This is a genomic window from Spirosoma terrae (assembly GCF_010435915.1).
Classification (GTDB): domain Bacteria; phylum Bacteroidota; class Bacteroidia; order Cytophagales; family Spirosomataceae; genus Spirosoma; species Spirosoma terrae.
This window is the reverse complement of sequence record NZ_JAAFZH010000001.1, coordinates 877,266-893,457: the sequence shown is the minus strand read 5'-3', so window position 1 is coordinate 893,457 and position 16,192 is coordinate 877,266. Positions and strand designations below refer to the sequence as shown.

The 16,192-nt window shown below is 47.0% G+C and carries 15 protein-coding genes; 6 read left to right on the top strand and 9 right to left on the bottom strand.

Annotated elements, in window-relative coordinates:
* Positions 1 to 24: 24 nt before the first annotated feature.
* The 3 genes from GK108_RS03920 to GK108_RS03910 all read left to right on the top strand — a co-directional run bounded on the left by GK108_RS03920 (position 25) and on the right by GK108_RS03910 (position 2,547).
* Positions 25 to 300: a DUF983 domain-containing protein gene (locus tag GK108_RS03920; RefSeq protein ID WP_317166481.1), complete on the top strand. Its 276-nt coding sequence runs from the start codon at positions 25 to 27 to the stop codon at positions 298 to 300.
* Positions 301 to 748: 448 nt separating this feature from the next.
* Entirely contained in the window at positions 749 to 1,408 is a 660-nt protein-coding gene (locus GK108_RS03915) for a hypothetical protein (protein WP_163943038.1), read from the top strand.
* Between the two features lie 455 nt (positions 1,409 to 1,863).
* Positions 1,864 to 2,547, top strand: a complete 684-nt coding sequence (locus tag GK108_RS03910; RefSeq protein WP_163943035.1) for a hypothetical protein — start codon at positions 1,864 to 1,866, stop codon at positions 2,545 to 2,547.
* 4 nt (positions 2,548 to 2,551) lie between these two features.
* Here GK108_RS03910 and GK108_RS03905 read toward each other — a convergent pair whose 3' ends face one another.
* The 5 genes from GK108_RS03905 to GK108_RS03885 form a co-directional block, all read right to left on the bottom strand.
* Positions 2,552 to 2,749, bottom strand: coding sequence for a ribbon-helix-helix domain-containing protein (locus GK108_RS03905; protein ID WP_163943032.1), 198 nt, complete (start codon positions 2,747 to 2,749; stop codon positions 2,552 to 2,554).
* 87 nt (positions 2,750 to 2,836) lie between these two features.
* Positions 2,837 to 3,688, bottom strand: a complete 852-nt coding sequence (locus tag GK108_RS03900; RefSeq protein WP_163943028.1) for an SPFH domain-containing protein — start codon at positions 3,686 to 3,688, stop codon at positions 2,837 to 2,839.
* Positions 3,689 to 3,891: 203 nt separating this feature from the next.
* Positions 3,892 to 6,309, bottom strand: coding sequence for a hypothetical protein (locus GK108_RS03895; protein ID WP_163943025.1), 2,418 nt, complete (start codon positions 6,307 to 6,309; stop codon positions 3,892 to 3,894).
* Positions 6,266 to 7,348: a hypothetical protein gene (locus tag GK108_RS03890; protein ID WP_317166480.1), complete on the bottom strand. Its 1,083-nt coding sequence runs from the start codon at positions 7,346 to 7,348 to the stop codon at positions 6,266 to 6,268. The genes GK108_RS03895 and GK108_RS03890 overlap by 44 nt, the downstream gene beginning before the upstream one ends.
* A gap of 1 nt (position 7,349) precedes the next feature.
* Positions 7,350 to 8,180 (bottom strand): alpha/beta hydrolase, encoded by an 831-nt coding sequence (locus GK108_RS03885; RefSeq protein WP_163943023.1) that lies wholly within the window; start codon positions 8,178 to 8,180, stop codon positions 7,350 to 7,352.
* Positions 8,181 to 8,426: 246 nt separating this feature from the next.
* Between GK108_RS03885 and lysS the strand changes: the two genes are divergently transcribed.
* Complete coding sequence (lysS, locus tag GK108_RS03880) at positions 8,427 to 10,202, top strand: lysine--tRNA ligase (RefSeq protein WP_163943021.1); 1,776 nt, start codon at positions 8,427 to 8,429, stop codon at positions 10,200 to 10,202.
* A gap of 62 nt (positions 10,203 to 10,264) precedes the next feature.
* Here the strand turns inward: lysS and GK108_RS03875 are convergent, their stop codons facing one another.
* Positions 10,265 to 10,471 carry a cold-shock protein gene (locus tag GK108_RS03875; RefSeq protein ID WP_163943020.1) on the bottom strand — a complete coding sequence of 69 codons (207 nt, stop codon included), beginning with the start codon at positions 10,469 to 10,471 and terminating at the stop codon, positions 10,265 to 10,267.
* 349 nt (positions 10,472 to 10,820) lie between these two features.
* On the opposite strand from GK108_RS03875, the gene GK108_RS03870 reads away from it, so the two are divergent.
* On the top strand, positions 10,821 to 11,042 hold the full coding sequence (locus GK108_RS03870) for a PspC domain-containing protein (RefSeq protein ID WP_163943017.1): 222 nt from the start codon (positions 10,821 to 10,823) through the stop codon (positions 11,040 to 11,042).
* Positions 11,043 to 11,118: 76 nt separating this feature from the next.
* Here the strand turns inward: GK108_RS03870 and GK108_RS03865 are convergent, their stop codons facing one another.
* The 3 genes from GK108_RS03865 to GK108_RS03855 all read right to left on the bottom strand — a co-directional run bounded on the left by GK108_RS03865 (position 11,119) and on the right by GK108_RS03855 (position 14,635).
* Positions 11,119 to 12,144 carry a glycosyltransferase family 2 protein gene (locus GK108_RS03865; RefSeq protein ID WP_163943015.1) on the bottom strand — a complete coding sequence of 342 codons (1,026 nt, stop codon included), beginning with the start codon at positions 12,142 to 12,144 and terminating at the stop codon, positions 11,119 to 11,121.
* Positions 12,145 to 12,247: 103 nt separating this feature from the next.
* Positions 12,248 to 12,586: a YbaB/EbfC family nucleoid-associated protein gene (locus GK108_RS03860; protein ID WP_163943013.1), complete on the bottom strand. Its 339-nt coding sequence runs from the start codon at positions 12,584 to 12,586 to the stop codon at positions 12,248 to 12,250.
* 45 nt (positions 12,587 to 12,631) lie between these two features.
* Positions 12,632 to 14,635: a T9SS type B sorting domain-containing protein gene (locus tag GK108_RS03855; protein ID WP_163943010.1), complete on the bottom strand. Its 2,004-nt coding sequence runs from the start codon at positions 14,633 to 14,635 to the stop codon at positions 12,632 to 12,634.
* Between the two features lie 219 nt (positions 14,636 to 14,854).
* On the opposite strand from GK108_RS03855, the gene GK108_RS03850 reads away from it, so the two are divergent.
* A complete protein-coding gene (locus GK108_RS03850) occupies positions 14,855 to 16,141 on the top strand; it encodes a bifunctional 3,4-dihydroxy-2-butanone-4-phosphate synthase/GTP cyclohydrolase II (protein ID WP_163943006.1) in 1,287 nt (428 codons plus the stop codon).
* The last annotated feature ends 51 nt before the right edge of the window (positions 16,142 to 16,192 follow it).

The window sequence follows — 16,192 nt, the reverse complement described above, 5'->3', positions numbered from 1 at the left end:
AACATCAGTCAAACGTATTACGCTATGTTAAAAGGGAAAAAGCTGAACAGCATTCTTTTCAATACGTGTCCTAGATGTCAGGAAGGAGATTTTTTCGTAACGAAAAGTGCTTTCAGCAAGCGGTTTGACCAGATGCACGAGAACTGCCCCGTATGCGGCCTTCGCTACGAAGCTGAACCGGGCTTCTTCACGGGCGCAATGTATGTTAGTTACGCCCTTTACGTAGCAACCATTGTTAGCTCTTTCGTGCTGTTTGTTGTAGTGTTCGGGATGGATGAACTAAACCTACTGTGGGGCTGATACCAACTTTAATCGCACTTACCCCCTTCTTCTTTCGACTTGCCCGACGGATCTGGATCAATATGTTTGTGAGCTACGAGCCTATCTAAACTACTGATTTAACCGTATCAACTCACTAGAAAGCACGAGTCGATACATTTGAATGCCAAGTTGCAGGAAAGATCAGCCTGCTTATTTATATTTTTTCAGAGCCGTAAAAATTCCAGAATCAACTGAATTTCACAAAGGCTGCATTTGCCAGAATTTAGTTCTGATAAACAGCTTATTAACCATCCTAAATTTAGTTTCTACGCAAATTTCAAAATATTTATATATTAAAAAAATTAAATAAAATAAAAGATAAGTACCATTAAATAAGTATAGATAGTAAATTATCCTAGAGACATCCATTTTCGGTTTACTAATGCGCTGCGCCTGTAAAACAACCAGCTCAGCAGTTAGTGACCACATGAGAAAATATGTACTAGTAATACTCTGGCTAAGCTTTGTGGGAGGCAACGTATTGGCTAAAAATAGTTGGAGCCGTGGGGAGCTTACACTAAAAAATGGAGCCGTTTTATCGGGAGACGTCGAATACAACTGGAAGGCTGAAATTTTACAATACCGGGACGGAAACACGGTCAAGGCTTTTTCAGCTTATCAACTTAGCGAATTCAAATATTTTGACGACAAACATAACGCGCTTCGCAAATTCGTTTCTATTAACTACCCCGTTAACGAATCATTTCATCGACCTGTCTTTCTGGAAGAATTTGGCGTTGGCTCATTGATGGTTTATAGACGCTTTCGCCATGCACGCGATCCGATTGCCCTGGGCAACCCTACTGCTGGCGGATTGGACGAAAAGCTAATTAAAAACCTGGAAAACTATCATTACTACGTAGTAGATGGGCAAACGATGACTAACCTGGACGATTTCCACAACGTATTGTGGCCCAAGATGGAAAGTGAATATGGTACGGAACTGGCCCACTACTTAACTAGCTTACCCGCTGGCCATCGATCAACTACGTTCACTCGCTTGTTATTGATTTCCCATTACAACCAACTAAAAGCGCACGATAATTGGGTAAAGCAAAAGTCGGAGAATCACATCAGCGTAGAATAGCACAATTCGAACTCTTTATTTAATAGATAAGGCATTATTCTACTTCATAAACGCATTATTTTTAGGCACCTTACCTTGTTAATCATTGCTCTCCTATAAGGTCTTCAGTAGATTATTCTGCAAATAGTACAAAAAATGCGCTTCTATTAGGAGGGCATTTTTTGTACTATTCCAACCCAGGCAAAATAATCACAAAATTGCCTATACCATAAAATAAATGTCTATACACGAATTAATCTAAGCCTGAAATCATAAAATACAAAACAAGTAGACTTTTCTTCTATCGATTCTATTCCATCTATATATAGTCAAAAGAACAGAAATTGGACGATTTTTTCGCTGGTAACAAGGCAATTATGAACTCGTTAATTTAGCTAGCAAGCCGCATATGTCTCACAGTGTGAGCCAGTTCGGTGGCATCATGAATACACCTGCCTGACTAATTACTAGCTATTATGAAAAAAGTCTACATACAACTAACCGCCAGTCTGATTGTATTTTTTCTTCTCTCGCGATCATCATACGGATTACCGAATCCAATTTGGCATACCGGTCAACTCATCTTATGGGATAAAACCGTACTTGAAGGCGACCTCTCCTACAACTGGTCTGCCGAAATGGTTCTGCTTCGTCAATCCGATGGCCGATTGTGCACGTTTTCGGCGCACCAGGTCAATGAGTTTGGCTGGTTCGATTATACAATCCACAAACACCGAAATTTTGTTGCCTTGCCAGACAACCGGTCTAAACAGGCTACTCGACAAACTTTTTTCGAGATCTGTACGGATGGTACTCTTTCGGTAGTTCGTCGTTTACGCCGACCACACGGGTTGCTCAAAAAGGCGTTCAGCAATCCATCCTATTATGCGGACCAGCCGCAGATGGCCCAAAATCAGGAACATTTCGATTACTTCGTCTACGATGCGGGCAAGCTGCGTTCGCTGGACAAGTTTTTTGTGGATATCTACGAGCCGCTGATGACCTCTTACGACCAGGAATTACGGGAATACGTACTGAAGCATAATCTCAATGACCGCTCTCTGCTAGGTCGCCTGGTTCTCATCGACCGCTATAATCAGCTAGTACAACAGGACCCCCGAACGGCTTCGGCCCGAGAAGCCAGAAGTAGTCAGGATTAGTTGCTTACTCACTTTCTGTTGTGCTCTCCGACTCGTCGACTGGCGTATTTTTGGTACGTTTCTTCCGCTTCCGTAGGGCATCATTGAGCAAATACTCAATTTGCCCATTCACACTCCGGAATTCTTCCTGCGCCCAACGCTCCAGCTCTTTCAGCGTTTCGGGTTGAATACGTAATATAAAAGCTTTCTTTTCAGCCGCCATAACTGGTATTCATACAAAAACATCGGACCAGGAGTTCAGACAGGAATCACCTTCCCCTCTGCTCCTGGCCTGATTGCGTTGATAAGTTTATTGATAGAGTGTGCCCGCGTTCACGACCGGGCTGACTGATTTTTCTCCGCACAGTACAACAAGCAGGTTGCTCACCATAGCGGCTTTGCGCTCCTCATCGAGTTCAACAACACCTTTTTCGGCCAATCGGGTCAACGCCATCTCAACCATACCAACGGCTCCTTCAACAATTTGCTTTCGGGCCGATACGACAGCCGTTGCCTGCTGCCGTTGCAACATCGCCCCGGCAATTTCAGGCGCATAAGCCAGGTGACTGATCCGCGCTTCCATAACCCGAACACCGGCCTGACTCAGACGCTCGTCCAGTTCCTTTTCCAGAAAATGGTTAATCTGGCCTGTATTGTCACGTAACGTAAACGTTTCGTGCTCATCTTCCATGTTGTCATAAGCATGCGAACTCGCGAAAAAACGCACGGCAGCCTCTGATTGCACCTGCACGAAATTGACGTAGTTATCGACATCGAACAATGCTTTGGCAGTATCGGATACCTGCCAGACAACCACGGCGGCTATTTCGATGGGATTTCCCATTTTGTCGTTCACTTTCAATGTCTGACCGTTCAGGTTACGTGCCCGTAAACTTATTTTTTGTTTGCTATACAGCGGGTTTACCCAACGTAGCCCCGTTTGCTTGATCGTACCGACATAATCGCCGAAGAACGTAGCAGCCATCCCTTCATTCGGGTAAATGATCATAATTCCCATTAGAAGAAATATGCCCAACAGCAATAACAAGGCTGCCACTATGGGCATCTTATAGAATATTGATAAGCCACCAGCAACAAGGCAGGACAAGCCAATCAGCAGGAACCAATAGCCGGATACGGAAGTAAGCTCTTTCTCTTTCATGATTATAAAATAGTAGGTAAGAATTTGATATCAATTTGATAGTACAATAATAGCTATTATCCTGATCACACTCCTACGAATTTGTATAAACGGTCGCCAGGAACATTGTAGACCCCAGTTTTTTAGGACGAATTGGTAGGTATAAAAAGAAATCAGCCGGACAATGTTGCCCGGCTGATTCTGAAAAAAAGAAATGATAGTCACTACGGCCTGTTAGCCACATAATCGGCATACGTAGCGCACTCACGTAGCATTTCGGACTGAAACTGGGTTTTGCCGTACTCGTGTGACAATCGGGCGAAGTATTGCCCGTATTGCTCGCGCCGAAGTTTACGGCTTAAATCACGCTGAGCTTTCTCGTCAAAGTCGGCATAGCCACGTTTCACCTCTTCGATAGCCAGGCGAATCGCTAGTTCGTTCTGTTCACAGCGGGCGGCCATGTAACACGCTTTTGCTGCCAGCTCGGGTTGTTTCGCCAGCTTCATGGCCTGCTCAAAAAATGCTTTAGCGGGCTCGGTGGAATAGTAAGGTGTTTTCATCAGGCGCTGGCTGCTACGTTCCAACTCACCGGATCGGTTTGTAGCGTACAAGGCTACCCCCAACTCCGCCGAACTCCGGGAGCGTTTGACAAGTAACCAGGCATTACCAAACCAACTGAGATTATAAGCACCACATCCTAATTCATAATACATCTTAGCCGCGTCATCGCCCGTTGCCTGCCCCACCTGGCTTTGGAGTTGAGCCATACGTTGTGCAAACTGAACGGGTGTATACGGATTTGGCGGAGATAGCTCCTTGTTTGTCGGCGGCACCTCGAACGGATTTTTATCGAAATACGTAGTAAACGGATCTTCTTTCCAGACCTTGGGGGTTACTTTAGCCAAAGCCTCACCGCCTTCTTTATACCGGTGTTCGGCCAATAACCGACGGCCTAATAACGTATTCAGATAGTCGGCATCAAAGCCCGTTAGTGTCAACAGGCGTTTATCAAAATCAGTCGCGTTAGGCTGTTCCGCAAAAGCAACGACCTGCTGTACTGTTGACGCCGATGTTGTATCTTCGATTTCCAGCTGATCGGTATTAACGTTCACATACGCCCCACTCTTGTTCAACTGCGACGATGTCAGCATGGTTAGCAGATACGATTTAGCTACGGCGGCTCCACCAGCAGCTTTCTCCTTCGACCGGCTACAACCAGATAGCCAACCACTCGATTTGGCTCCGTTGCTGCCATGCAGGTACAACTCCGAAAACTGCTTACAAACTGCTACAAAAGCATTGTTGAACCGAAAATTCTCCCTATTCCCAAACTCTTCCAGATAGCCGATAAGCTTCGTTTCGGTTTCGGGCGTGATCGCTTCAGTCTGAGCGGCCAGCAACAACATCCGCTGCAACGAAATCTGTTTTTTCAGCTCGTTATTCGTTGTAGTAGCCAGAGCCGCTTTATCCAGAATCGACGTAGCATCGGTATAATCTTTATCCAGATAAGCCAGATACGAAGCCGCTGTCAGCCAGAAAGCGGGGTCATTCAGTTGTTTATTATCAGCCGATTTCAGCGCAAACTCACGTAGTTTTTCGGCGTAAGTCAGCGAGCTTTTTTTACGATCTTCAAAAGCCAGCGAATCCCGGCGGCTCGCATCATCATACCCGTAAATGGGATTTTGATCCGATAGAAAAAAGTATTCATTGCGGTTAATTTCCCGCGTCATCGTTAACTCAACCAACGGATTCTGCGGAGCCAGCTCAACCAGTTTTTCCAGAAGGGGGAGTGCATCCTGCCTGGGCTGAATGGCACAAATCGCATACACAGCGGCTTTTTCCTGATCGTTACGAGCAAATGTCAGCGCTTCTTCCCGAAAACGAATCCCATGAATTCGCAGGCTGGATTCGGCCTGCGCACGTCGGGATGGGCACCGGTCAAACACCTGGGCAAATTCATAAATGGCCCGGGCCGTATCGCCTTTCGCTAACGTAGCACCCGCATGACGGCTTAACGCCCAATCGCTGATAAACGATTTCTGACTAATCGGACCCACTAGCTGATCATAAAGCGTAATTGACTGATCGATCTCCCCTATCTGGTCGGCCAGTTTAACCGCCTGAAAGGCGTAGCGTTCTTTCAGGAACGGGTCAGCCGTCTGCGCATAGGCTGCTTTGGCTTCAGCAAGTAATTGTGTTAACTGAGTTGTGTCGGCCGGAACTGGATTCCACATATCGCCACCTCCGCTTGCCTTTTCGGCCTTATGAGCTAGTTGCAGATACGTAAGGGCAGGCGCATGGCTCCGGACCAATTGAGCATAAAACGGATTCGAACGGCTTTCATCCGCATCATAAAGCACTTTTGCAACAGAGGCCATAGATACGCTGCTTCCTGCATAACTTGCCCAGGCCTTCAGATTATCATCCGGCTTGAGTGTATCGGCGGGGTCTTCGGTGCTATACAGATTGGGAGAGAAAAAGTATCGCCGATCCTGCGGCCGCGTCTGGCTGCTTTCCGGCAGAAAATAACTCAGGAACTCATTCTCGTCGAATAATCCCGGCCCGCAGGCAAAGGCCAGCAAAATACCAATCGATAAACTAAGGCGTCTTAATCGGTTTGAGGAGCGTCTGGAGGAAATCATGAGGATAAGGAATAAGAACAGTGCTATCGAGATGGTACAAAGCAAACGTAAGTTGTTGGTTGTGGATTCGGCTCAGCAGCGCCTGCCGTGCTTGCATTAACGCCTGCTGACTGCAGGCTTCGGAACGTAGCAAATCGCCGGAACGTACTGATATGCCAAACGCTGTGGTATCGTGCAGAGCTACAAACCGATTGGTATCAGCCTGGGTTTTAAGCAAAGTGCTACGTATCAACTGCGACCGCGTTACGTTATTTAGAATAGTCAGAAAACGCCCCTGACGATACACAATTGTCCACCGGAACAAGGGTAGTACCGCGTCGAGCGGCAAGGGATATTTTTCGATAAAACCGATGTAGCGATTCGCTACGTCCATATCCAGAATAGAATTGTACGTAGTTTCCTCTTTCCAGTCGGCCATATTATAAAACATCAGCATACCCCGATCCACGGGCGGCACGCCCGTTCGATCAGCGTACTTAATCTGATGAAGTCGGATGGTAGCCGATACGGGCAGACCCAGTTGTTTTTTCACCGCAGTTAATAACGCAAAATACCGATCGCGGCTTCCCGGCGACCAATCGCAATCCAGTTGGACTTCATTAATCTGAATCTGTTGCTCTTTAGCGATCTGCTGCATTTTCATAACCATACGCTGGGCCAGCCCCGTTACGTCCGACGCAGACAATGATAACATAGTTCGGTTAGTGATGAAGACAGTAGGAATTACGGTCAGCCCCGCCGGTCGTTCGACAAACTGCACTACCGCTTTTGGTACAGGCTGACGTTTGGCAACATCCCAGTCGACATCGAAAAAACGAAGGTAAAGTCGTTTCGCGTTAACCTCACTCATTACTTTTTTATCGGTCAGCCCTGGCTTATAGACCGCTTTCCAATGATAAAAAGCGGGGGTTAGCTGCTTCGGAGAAGAAGAAGGCTCACAACTGATTAACAGCCAGAGAAAGGCAAAAATTGACCAAAAGCCATAGGATTGACCTATGGCTTTTGTAAAAAAATGACGCGCAGTTTGTCCGTCAACCACGTTAATTGGCCTTGGTTTTATCGAAAAACTGACGCATAAACAACGCCTGATACGTAATGGCATTGTTCCAGTAAGCCCAGTTATGCGCTCCCGGCCGGGTTATGTAGTCGTGGGCAATATTCCGTTCCAGCATTTTCTCGTGAAGATTCGTATTGACCCGATAGAAAAAATCCTCTGTACCACAATCGATCAGTAATGCCAGCGAACCTGGGGTCAGCAAGTGCAGCAGGTTGATGACGGTGTTTTGCTCCCAACGCTCGGGGAACTGCGCATACGTACCTAATCGCTTGGCCATGTCCCAGTTATTCGGAAAGGGACGGATATCGACACCGCCACTCATGCTGCCTGCCGCCCCAAAAACTGTCTGATGCCTGAAGGCCAGAAATAAAGCACCATGGCCACCCATACTTAAGCCTGTGATGGCGCGCCCCGACCGGTTTTTGACGGTTTTGTAGTGACTATCGATCCAGGTAACAAGCTCATCTGCTACGTAGGTTTCGTATTTGAACGACGGATCAACGGGGCTATCCCAGTACCAGCTCCCGAAATTACCGTCGGGGCATACTATAATCATCTGGTATAAATCGGCCAGCTTGTGAATATTCGGGGCTTTTTTCACCCAATCGCCGTAGTTACCGCTATAACCGTGCAATACGTATAAGACCGGCAATTCGTTGTCGTTTGCGTACGAATCTGGCGTCATAACAACGGCTTTAATCGTTTTCTTCATCGAAGCGCTATACGTATCGACCGTATCAATTTTAGCCGCCCAAACAGCTTGTCGTATAACAGCCAGAAAACCCAGAAGCAATAAAGTACGCAGATAATTCATGGTGGTAAGGTTTGCTTAATTAGCCCCTAAATTAAGGCAGGCCAGGATCAACTTTTAGAAAAATTTGAACGTACTGCCAGTTCAATTTCCACCGGAAGAATCATTCTGCTATTGCCAATTTGCGCTTATCTCTGTAAACGCCAATCCTTTTCGTTATTTTTGCGCCCTATTTCTTTGGTAGACCAATCCCTAAAGACTATACCTGTATAAAGATAAATCCTGCCCAGATACTGGCAGAATTCAGATATGCTGAGTGAACAAGAAGTAAATCGCCGACAAAAACGCGAAGAATTGATGCGGATGGGTATCGACCCTTATCCTGCCGAATTGTTTGACGTAACCACTACGGTTGCCGATATCCGGGCAAACTTCCAGCCCGATGGCCCCGAAACAGCTATTACGTCCGAGATGGATTTATCGGGCGATGAACGCTGGGGCAATGTTCAGCTGGCAGGCCGTTTAATGATCATTCGCATCAGTGGCAGCGCATCGTTTGCCGAATTGCAGGACGCTACGGGCCGTATTCAGGTCTATTTCCGGCGCGACGATATTTGCCCCGGTGAAGACAAAACCCTCTACAATACGGTCTTCAAAAAACTCCTCGACATTGGCGATATCATCGGCGTACGGGGCCATATATTCACCACCAAAACCGGCGAACTATCGGTTTATGTCAAAGAATTTAAAATTCTGAACAAATCGCTACGTCCGCTGCCCGTTGTGAAAGAGGTGATCAACGAAAAAGGCGAAAAGGAAACGTATGATGCGTTCACCGATCCTGAGCAGCGGTACCGTCAGCGCTACGTAGACCTGATCGTTAACCCACACGTACGCGACGTGTTCGTCAAACGAACGAAACTGGTCAACTCGATCCGCCAATTCCTGAGTCAGAAAGGATACCTGGAGGTCGAAACCCCGATTTTACAGCCAATTCACGGGGGCGCCACGGCCCGGCCATTCCGTACGCACCATAACACATTGGACATGACGCTCTACATGCGGATTGCCAATGAGCTGTACTTAAAACGGTTGATCGTGGGTGGTTATGATGGTGTATTCGAATTCGCCAAGGACTTCCGCAATGAAGGCATGGACCGGACTCACAATCCTGAGTTTACGCAGGTAGAATTCTACGTTGCCTACAAAGACTATATCTGGATGATGGATACCATCGAAGAAATGGTCGAAAAAGTAGCGCTGGACGTAGCAGGAACCACCAAAGTAACGGTCGGCGAAAATGTCATCGATTTCAAACGCCCCTGGAAACGCCTGACTATGTTCGAAGCGATTCAGGAATATACGGGTGTCGACGTATCAGCGATGGGCGAGGATGAACTTCGCCAGGTGGCCGAAAGCCGGGGTATTAAAGTCGACAGCACGATGGGCAAATCGAAACTGATCGATGAGTTATTCGGCGATGCCTGCGAACCGAATTTGATTCAGCCAACATTTATCACGGACTATCCCGTTGAGATGTCTCCGCTGACGAAAAAACACCGTAGTAAACCCGGCCTGGTTGAGCGTTTCGAAGCTATTTGTAACGGGAAAGAAATTGCCAATGCGTATTCGGAGCTGAACGATCCGCTCGATCAGCGCGAACGTTTCGAGGATCAGTTACGGCTGGCCGAACGGGGTGATGAAGAGGCTATGGCGCTGGATGAAGACTTCCTGCGTGCGCTGGAATACGGTATGCCGCCAACGGCTGGTGTTGGTCTGGGCATTGACCGGCTGACGATGATTATGACTAACCAGCCTTCTATTCAGGACGTATTGTTCTTCCCGCAGATGCGCCCGGAAAAGAAACTGGAACAATCGTCGGAAAGTGATTATGTAGAGGCTGGTGTTCCGGCCGAGTGGGTTCCAGCTCTGCAAAAACTTGGCTTCCTAACGGTAGAACAGTTGCGTACGGCTAATCCCAACAAGCTGTTCAACGATTTAGGTGGCGTTCGGAAGAAACTCAAAATGGATGTGCCGATGCCAGCCATTGCGGATGTACGTAGCTGGACTGGGCAGGAAGCGTAGGCAATAGAAAAACCCCGCTCACTGCATGGGCGGGGTTTTTTATCTCGTTGTCGGAGATTGATTTAGTACTCCGACTCAATTTTCTTCACCTTAACAGCGTTGAGGCCTTTTTTACCGTCAACTACTTCAAACTGCACCCGATCCTTTTCGCGGATAGTGATTCCGTTGAGACCCGTGATGTGGACGAAAATGTCCCGGTTGGTGTCATCTTCAACGATAAATCCGTAGCCTTTGCTTTCGTTAAAAAACTTTACTACACCTGTTTGCATAAAACTAAAAAAAATTAAACTAATTAAACATACAAAGGGATATAGAGTAACAAAGGACGCGAAACAGGCACCAAAGTATACAATGCACGGAACACTTGGCTGACACTCAACGGACTTTGTTGTCAATAGATAGACAAGAATTTTATATAACTCCTGCCCACGCTACAACACAAAGTAAATAAATTTGTTCCAAACACAAGGCGAAACGAATGTTTTTTTAGGTAGTTTTACTAAAAAGATATGAATTTCTGTGTAAACGGCAAACATTCTATTGATTTGGTACGTTAGTTTTATTCGTACAATGAATTCTGTACTGACTCGTTAACGTTCATAGACAAGCTAACTAAGCATGGATAAACTCAGGTATTTTGTCGAGAAGCATGCCTTTGGCGTGTGTTCAGTCCTGGGCGAGAAAATGAATATTTCGGCCAGCAGCATTCGGCTATACTTCATCTACACTTCCTTTCTTACGCTGGGCTCCCCAGTCGTCTTATACTTGATTCTGGCATTCTGGATGGAAATGAACAAGCATCTTCGTCGTCATGCCCACCCTACCATCTGGGAACTGTAGCGAAGTATGATGTAAACTCTATGCTATAGATCCGATAGATGGGTTCCAGTACGTAATACATCCTATCGCATACGTACTACTCCATTGCATTAAACGTCTTTTTGCCCTTCACAAAATACGCCCAGACAATACTTTTGGGATAAAGGGAAACGGCCTTCTTTTGCTGGCTCAATAACAGCTTCCGTTGTTTATGTAGCTGGGGCAGTTGCCCATAAAAGGCGAAATGTGCCCGAATAATAGCCAGAACATCGCGCCATTGACCCACTTTCAAAAACAGCAACGACGACACGCCGTCCATAATCAATCGTAGCAGCAACTTACCCCATAACCAGCCATCGGCAGGCCAGTTCTTATAGAGCATAAACAAACTGTTCCGGTAGTTCAGATACGTTTTGTGCGGGTTTGACTTATGTAGCGTCCCTCCACCAACATGATAGACCGTCGACTGACCACAGGCCCATATTTCGTAGCCAAGTCGCTGTAATCGCCAGCATAAATCGATTTCTTCCATGTGAGCGAAAAAAGAAGTATCAAAACCGCCGACTCGATGAAACAAATCGCTACGTATAAATAAACAGGCTCCGGTAGCCCAAAAAATCGATCGATTGTTGTCGTACTGCCCGTGGTCGGCCTCGAACGTAGCAAACACGCGACCCCGACAGAAAACATACCCGAGCCAATCAACAAAACCACCCGCAGCCCCCGCATGCTCGAACATAGTACGCTCGCTATACGACAGAATTTTAGGCTGACAGGCTGCAATGTGTGGATTGACTTCCAGCAACGACAACACGGGTGAAATCCAGCCAGGAGTTACTTCTATATCGGAGTTAGGCAGAACGTAGTACGTAGCACCACCGTAATGCGTTCGAATATGGTCGAGCGCCATATTATACCCCCCCGCATAACCGCCATTATAAGGCAGCTCAATCAGGCGAATGGCGGGGAAATTAGCGCGAACGAAAGCAACTGACCCATCCGTCGACGCGCTATCCGCTACGTAGATCGGATGTCCTTCGGCATGGGCAATAACTGTTGGCAGAAACTTAGCTAAAAATGACTGACCGTTATAATTCAGAATAACGATTGCGAGGGTATCCACAAAGAGAGTTTACAGTTTTCACGGAATAGTCCGTACAGTTTACAGCTTACAAACCGCAAGAAGTCCTGCGCTGGTCAACTGTAAACTGCAAACTTAAACACTTTTATCCCATTAGCCCATCCAGATTCAGGCCAGGAATGTTGGGTAACAATCCTTCGGTGGCCTGGCGGAGATGTTCACGGGCTTTGGTTTCGACATTAGCCATGGCTTTGTTGGTAGCCGCCACAATAAGATCTTGAAGCATTTCTTTATCGTCGGGCTTGATCAGATCAGCATCGATCTCAATTTTCAGCACGTTTTTCAGACCATTGACAGTCACCTTAACTAATCCGGCACCTGATTCGCCGGTTTCCGTAACGACCCCAAGCCCTTCCTGCGCTTCTTTCATCCGGGACTGAACTTCTTTCATTTTCCCGAACATATCCATCATATTAAAATTCATCGTCTATTTCTCTAGTAATTACTGGGCATTAAGCTAACGCTACCCTTATCGTATTAGTAACAACGCTCCGGTTCGAACAGTTTTCTGGTTGGTCAGGTCAATCACTTCAATCCTGTACATATACTGTCCCGGATTAGCCAATTGCCCGTTAATCGTACCATCCCACCCCCGCGTTCTATCATCGGTTGTAAAGATAGGTTCGCCCCATCGACTAAAAATCGTCATCCTGAACTGATCGACATAAATTCCTTTTACCAGGAACGTATCATTCGTTCCATCGCCATTGGGCGTAAAGGCATCGGGCACCAGAATTTTCGGATCGCGCCGGAATGTAAAGAAGTTAGAGTAACTAACCACCCCCGTACTAGACACGGTAACTACTCGATAGCGTTGCGATTGAAGGGTCGGATCAGCGGGGTCGGGTTCATAATGGGTATTGCCACCCATCGAAATTTCCCGTTTTGTATTATTAACTGAATCGACTATTTCCAGTGAGTAACTATCTATAGCTGCCGGAGTAAACGGCGAACCAGTCGTCCAATCGATACCCGACGATGACTGGGAAGACAAAAACACGGTACAAACTGTTGCTGAAGGAGCCGATACTTGTCCACAACCCGTCTGGTACGTTAGTTGATAACAATAAGCCCCGCTCGACACATTAGCCGACTCATCGGTAAAAACGTTCTGATTCGTTGTTCCAATTACCTGAAAAGGACCCGTTGGACTCGACGATCGGCTAATTGTCATCGTGTAACTCGCCGACGTAGCGGTAGCTGGTAACGTAGCAACGATACGCGGTTTATCATTTTCAACAGAGACCAAAACATTAGTGAAGGGTTCTAATGGCTCATTATCGATACCCGTTACGCAGGCCTGATTCGACTTAACAATTGCCTGAGCGGTGCCCGTAACCGTCGCTTCGATACTATAACAATACTGCACTCCGCATTTAATGTTGTTATTATCGGAATAAGACGAAGCTGACGGATTAACGATGGAACCGATTGGGCTACCTCCTTTGGAAACAGTGTAACGCCTTACTGACCCACTGCCGCTATAGGCTGGCCACGATAAATCGTTCTGTTTGCTAGCCGCTTTAGCGTCCAGTACCAGACTACAAACCTGATCGGATTTACTGGTAGCTGTATTGCTACAGGCATCCTGGTTTTGAATCTGAAAGCATTGCACTTGTTTGGTATTAGCCTGCACCGTAAACGTACCAGAGCCGGTGCCCGTCTGCCCATTCGGCGCAAAGATCCCCGAAGCATCCTTCTGTAATAACTGGACAGTACCCGTTGCCTGATAGCGTATCGTTATCGTATTATCGCCAGTAGTAGTGAGCTCATTAATAATAGGAGCCGATGCATTACTTGTAAGTGTCACGGTTTGCTGGGTCGTTCTGGCATCAGCTATAGAAAGTCCACAGTTAGCCGGAGCATTGTATGTACCCAGTATATAGATCGTCGGGTTTGTTATTGTCCCGGTATACGTATGCGTTTGCGGATTAACTATGTCAGTTCTACTAAATGGTCCACTGTTTTGACCATCACCCCAGTTAATAATGAAATTGTCATATTGCCCTGTAGAAGCATCTAATTCTACATTAACAGTAACTTGCCGACCAGCACAAGGCTTAGCTGTAAATTTTATGGGATTACGCGGAAGTACCGTTACGACGCGGCAGAAAATGGTACCTGTAGCAGCTCCGCCACCGCTACCCACCTGAATGATCGTGTATGAACCAGGAGCGTTATAAAGATTATTGGACTGGTTTGTCGTTGAGCTAGGCAGGCCGTTTCCGTTGTATTCAAAATTATACCCAACATTCGCTACGTTGGGGGAGGATGCCGTAATTCGAACGGGATCACCTAAACAAACTCTATCTTTTTCTAACGTAAAGCCGCCCTGAGCCGCACCTTGTGGGTTTACGCAGTAATTCTGTGCCTGGGTAATCACGCTTAGTACAACAAACAAGCCTGTCCAGATCAAAGCAATCCATCTGGCTCTAACCCCACTATCAAGCGGCCACGGTCGTAATATTCGCACAAGGGTAAAGGTTTTATCAAGTATAGTTGTTAAGAGAGTTTCTATCCCTAGAAACGACTCAGCGGACATTTTCGCGTCCAACGAAACGTATCTTTCTTAAAAACAGTTTTCAGGCATATAAGCTTATGCACGCACGCTTTTTAGGAACCTTAAAAACGAAAAGCATAAACTTGTACCGAAAATTTAAAGATACATTGGCTACACGCATCGAACAAACCAATGAGCAATAATAATACCAACATTACCGGAACCGAGCCAACAGAATCAGGCCTGGCGCCTATCCGATTGGATCGTATTGAAGACGCTATTGCCGACATTAGAGCAGGCAAAATTATTCTGGTAGTGGATGATGAAGATCGCGAAAACGAAGGCGATATGATCTGCGCAGCCGAGCTGGTTACGCCTGAAATGGTCAATTTCATGGTTCGTGAAGGCCGGGGCCTTATGTGTGCTCCCCTTACCCAGGAACGTTGCGATGAGCTTGGCCTCGATATGATGGTCACCAGTAACACGTCTGTTCATACGACGCCTTTTACGGTGTCCGTTGATTTGCTGGGGTACGGCTGTACAACGGGCATTTCGGCCTCTGACCGGGCCAGCACACTGCGGGCCCTGGTCGACCCGAACATCAAACCCGAAGAACTCGGTCGGCCAGGACACATTTTCCCGCTACGTGGGGCCGAAGGCGGTGTGCTACGTCGGGCTGGCCATACGGAAGCAGCCATTGATCTGGCCCGTCTGGCTGGTTTATCACCAGCCGGTGTTCTGATCGAAGTACTGAATGAAGATGGTACGATGGCCCGCCTGCCGCAACTACGGGTGATGGCCGATCGGTTCGGGATGAAACTGATCAGCATTCAGGATTTAATCGAATACCGACTACGTACTGAAACACTGATACGTCGCGAAATTGGTGTTGATATGCCCACCGAATGGGGCCACTTCGACCTGATTGCTTATCAGCAGAACGACACCGGCGATACGCATCTCGCCCTGGTGAAAGGTTCCTGGGAACCCAATGAACCCATCCTGGTACGTGTGCACTCATCGTGCGTGACAGGCGACATTTTTGGTTCCTGCCGTTGCGACTGTGGAGGTCAACTTCATACGGCCATGGAGATGGTTGAAGCTGAAGGCAAAGGTGTCGTTGTGTATATGTTTCAGGAAGGTCGTGGTATTGGTCTGCTTAACAAGTTGAAAGCCTACAAACTTCAGGAAATGGGCCGCGATACGGTGGAGGCTAATCTGGACTTAGGATTACCCATGGACGCCCGTAACTACGGCGTTGGCGCTCAGATTATCCGCGACCTCGGTGTTCGTAAGCTGCGGCTCATCTCCAATAACCCTAAAAAACGGGCTGGCCTGATGGGCTATGGACTGGAAATAGTGGAAACGGTTCCTATTGAGATTCCATCCAATCCATACAACGAACGCTACTTACGTACCAAACGGGACAAAATGGGCCATACCATTATGAATGAGCCCGTGAATGAGGAACAGGATTAAAAAAGTTTATAGTTTATGGTTTAGAGTTTATAGTTTTCGGTTTATAGTAAC

Coding starts and splice junctions, on each gene's coding strand:
- GK108_RS03920 (WP_317166481.1), top strand. CDS start 25: ATGTTAAAAGGGAAAAAGCTGAACAGCATTCTTTTCAATACGTGTCCT.
- GK108_RS03915 (WP_163943038.1), top strand. CDS start 749: ATGAGAAAATATGTACTAGTAATACTCTGGCTAAGCTTTGTGGGAGGC.
- GK108_RS03910 (WP_163943035.1), top strand. CDS start 1,864: ATGAAAAAAGTCTACATACAACTAACCGCCAGTCTGATTGTATTTTTT.
- GK108_RS03905 (WP_163943032.1), bottom strand. CDS start 2,749: ATGGCGGCTGAAAAGAAAGCTTTTATATTACGTATTCAACCCGAAACG.
- GK108_RS03900 (WP_163943028.1), bottom strand. CDS start 3,688: ATGAAAGAGAAAGAGCTTACTTCCGTATCCGGCTATTGGTTCCTGCTG.
- GK108_RS03895 (WP_163943025.1), bottom strand. CDS start 6,309: ATGATTTCCTCCAGACGCTCCTCAAACCGATTAAGACGCCTTAGTTTA.
- GK108_RS03885 (WP_163943023.1), bottom strand. CDS start 8,180: ATGAATTATCTGCGTACTTTATTGCTTCTGGGTTTTCTGGCTGTTATA.
- lysS (WP_163943021.1), top strand. CDS start 8,427: ATGCTGAGTGAACAAGAAGTAAATCGCCGACAAAAACGCGAAGAATTG.
- GK108_RS03875 (WP_163943020.1), bottom strand. CDS start 10,471: ATGCAAACAGGTGTAGTAAAGTTTTTTAACGAAAGCAAAGGCTACGGA.
- GK108_RS03870 (WP_163943017.1), top strand. CDS start 10,821: ATGGATAAACTCAGGTATTTTGTCGAGAAGCATGCCTTTGGCGTGTGT.
- GK108_RS03860 (WP_163943013.1), bottom strand. CDS start 12,586: ATGAATTTTAATATGATGGATATGTTCGGGAAAATGAAAGAAGTTCAG.
- GK108_RS03850 (WP_163943006.1), top strand. CDS start 14,855: ATGAGCAATAATAATACCAACATTACCGGAACCGAGCCAACAGAATCA.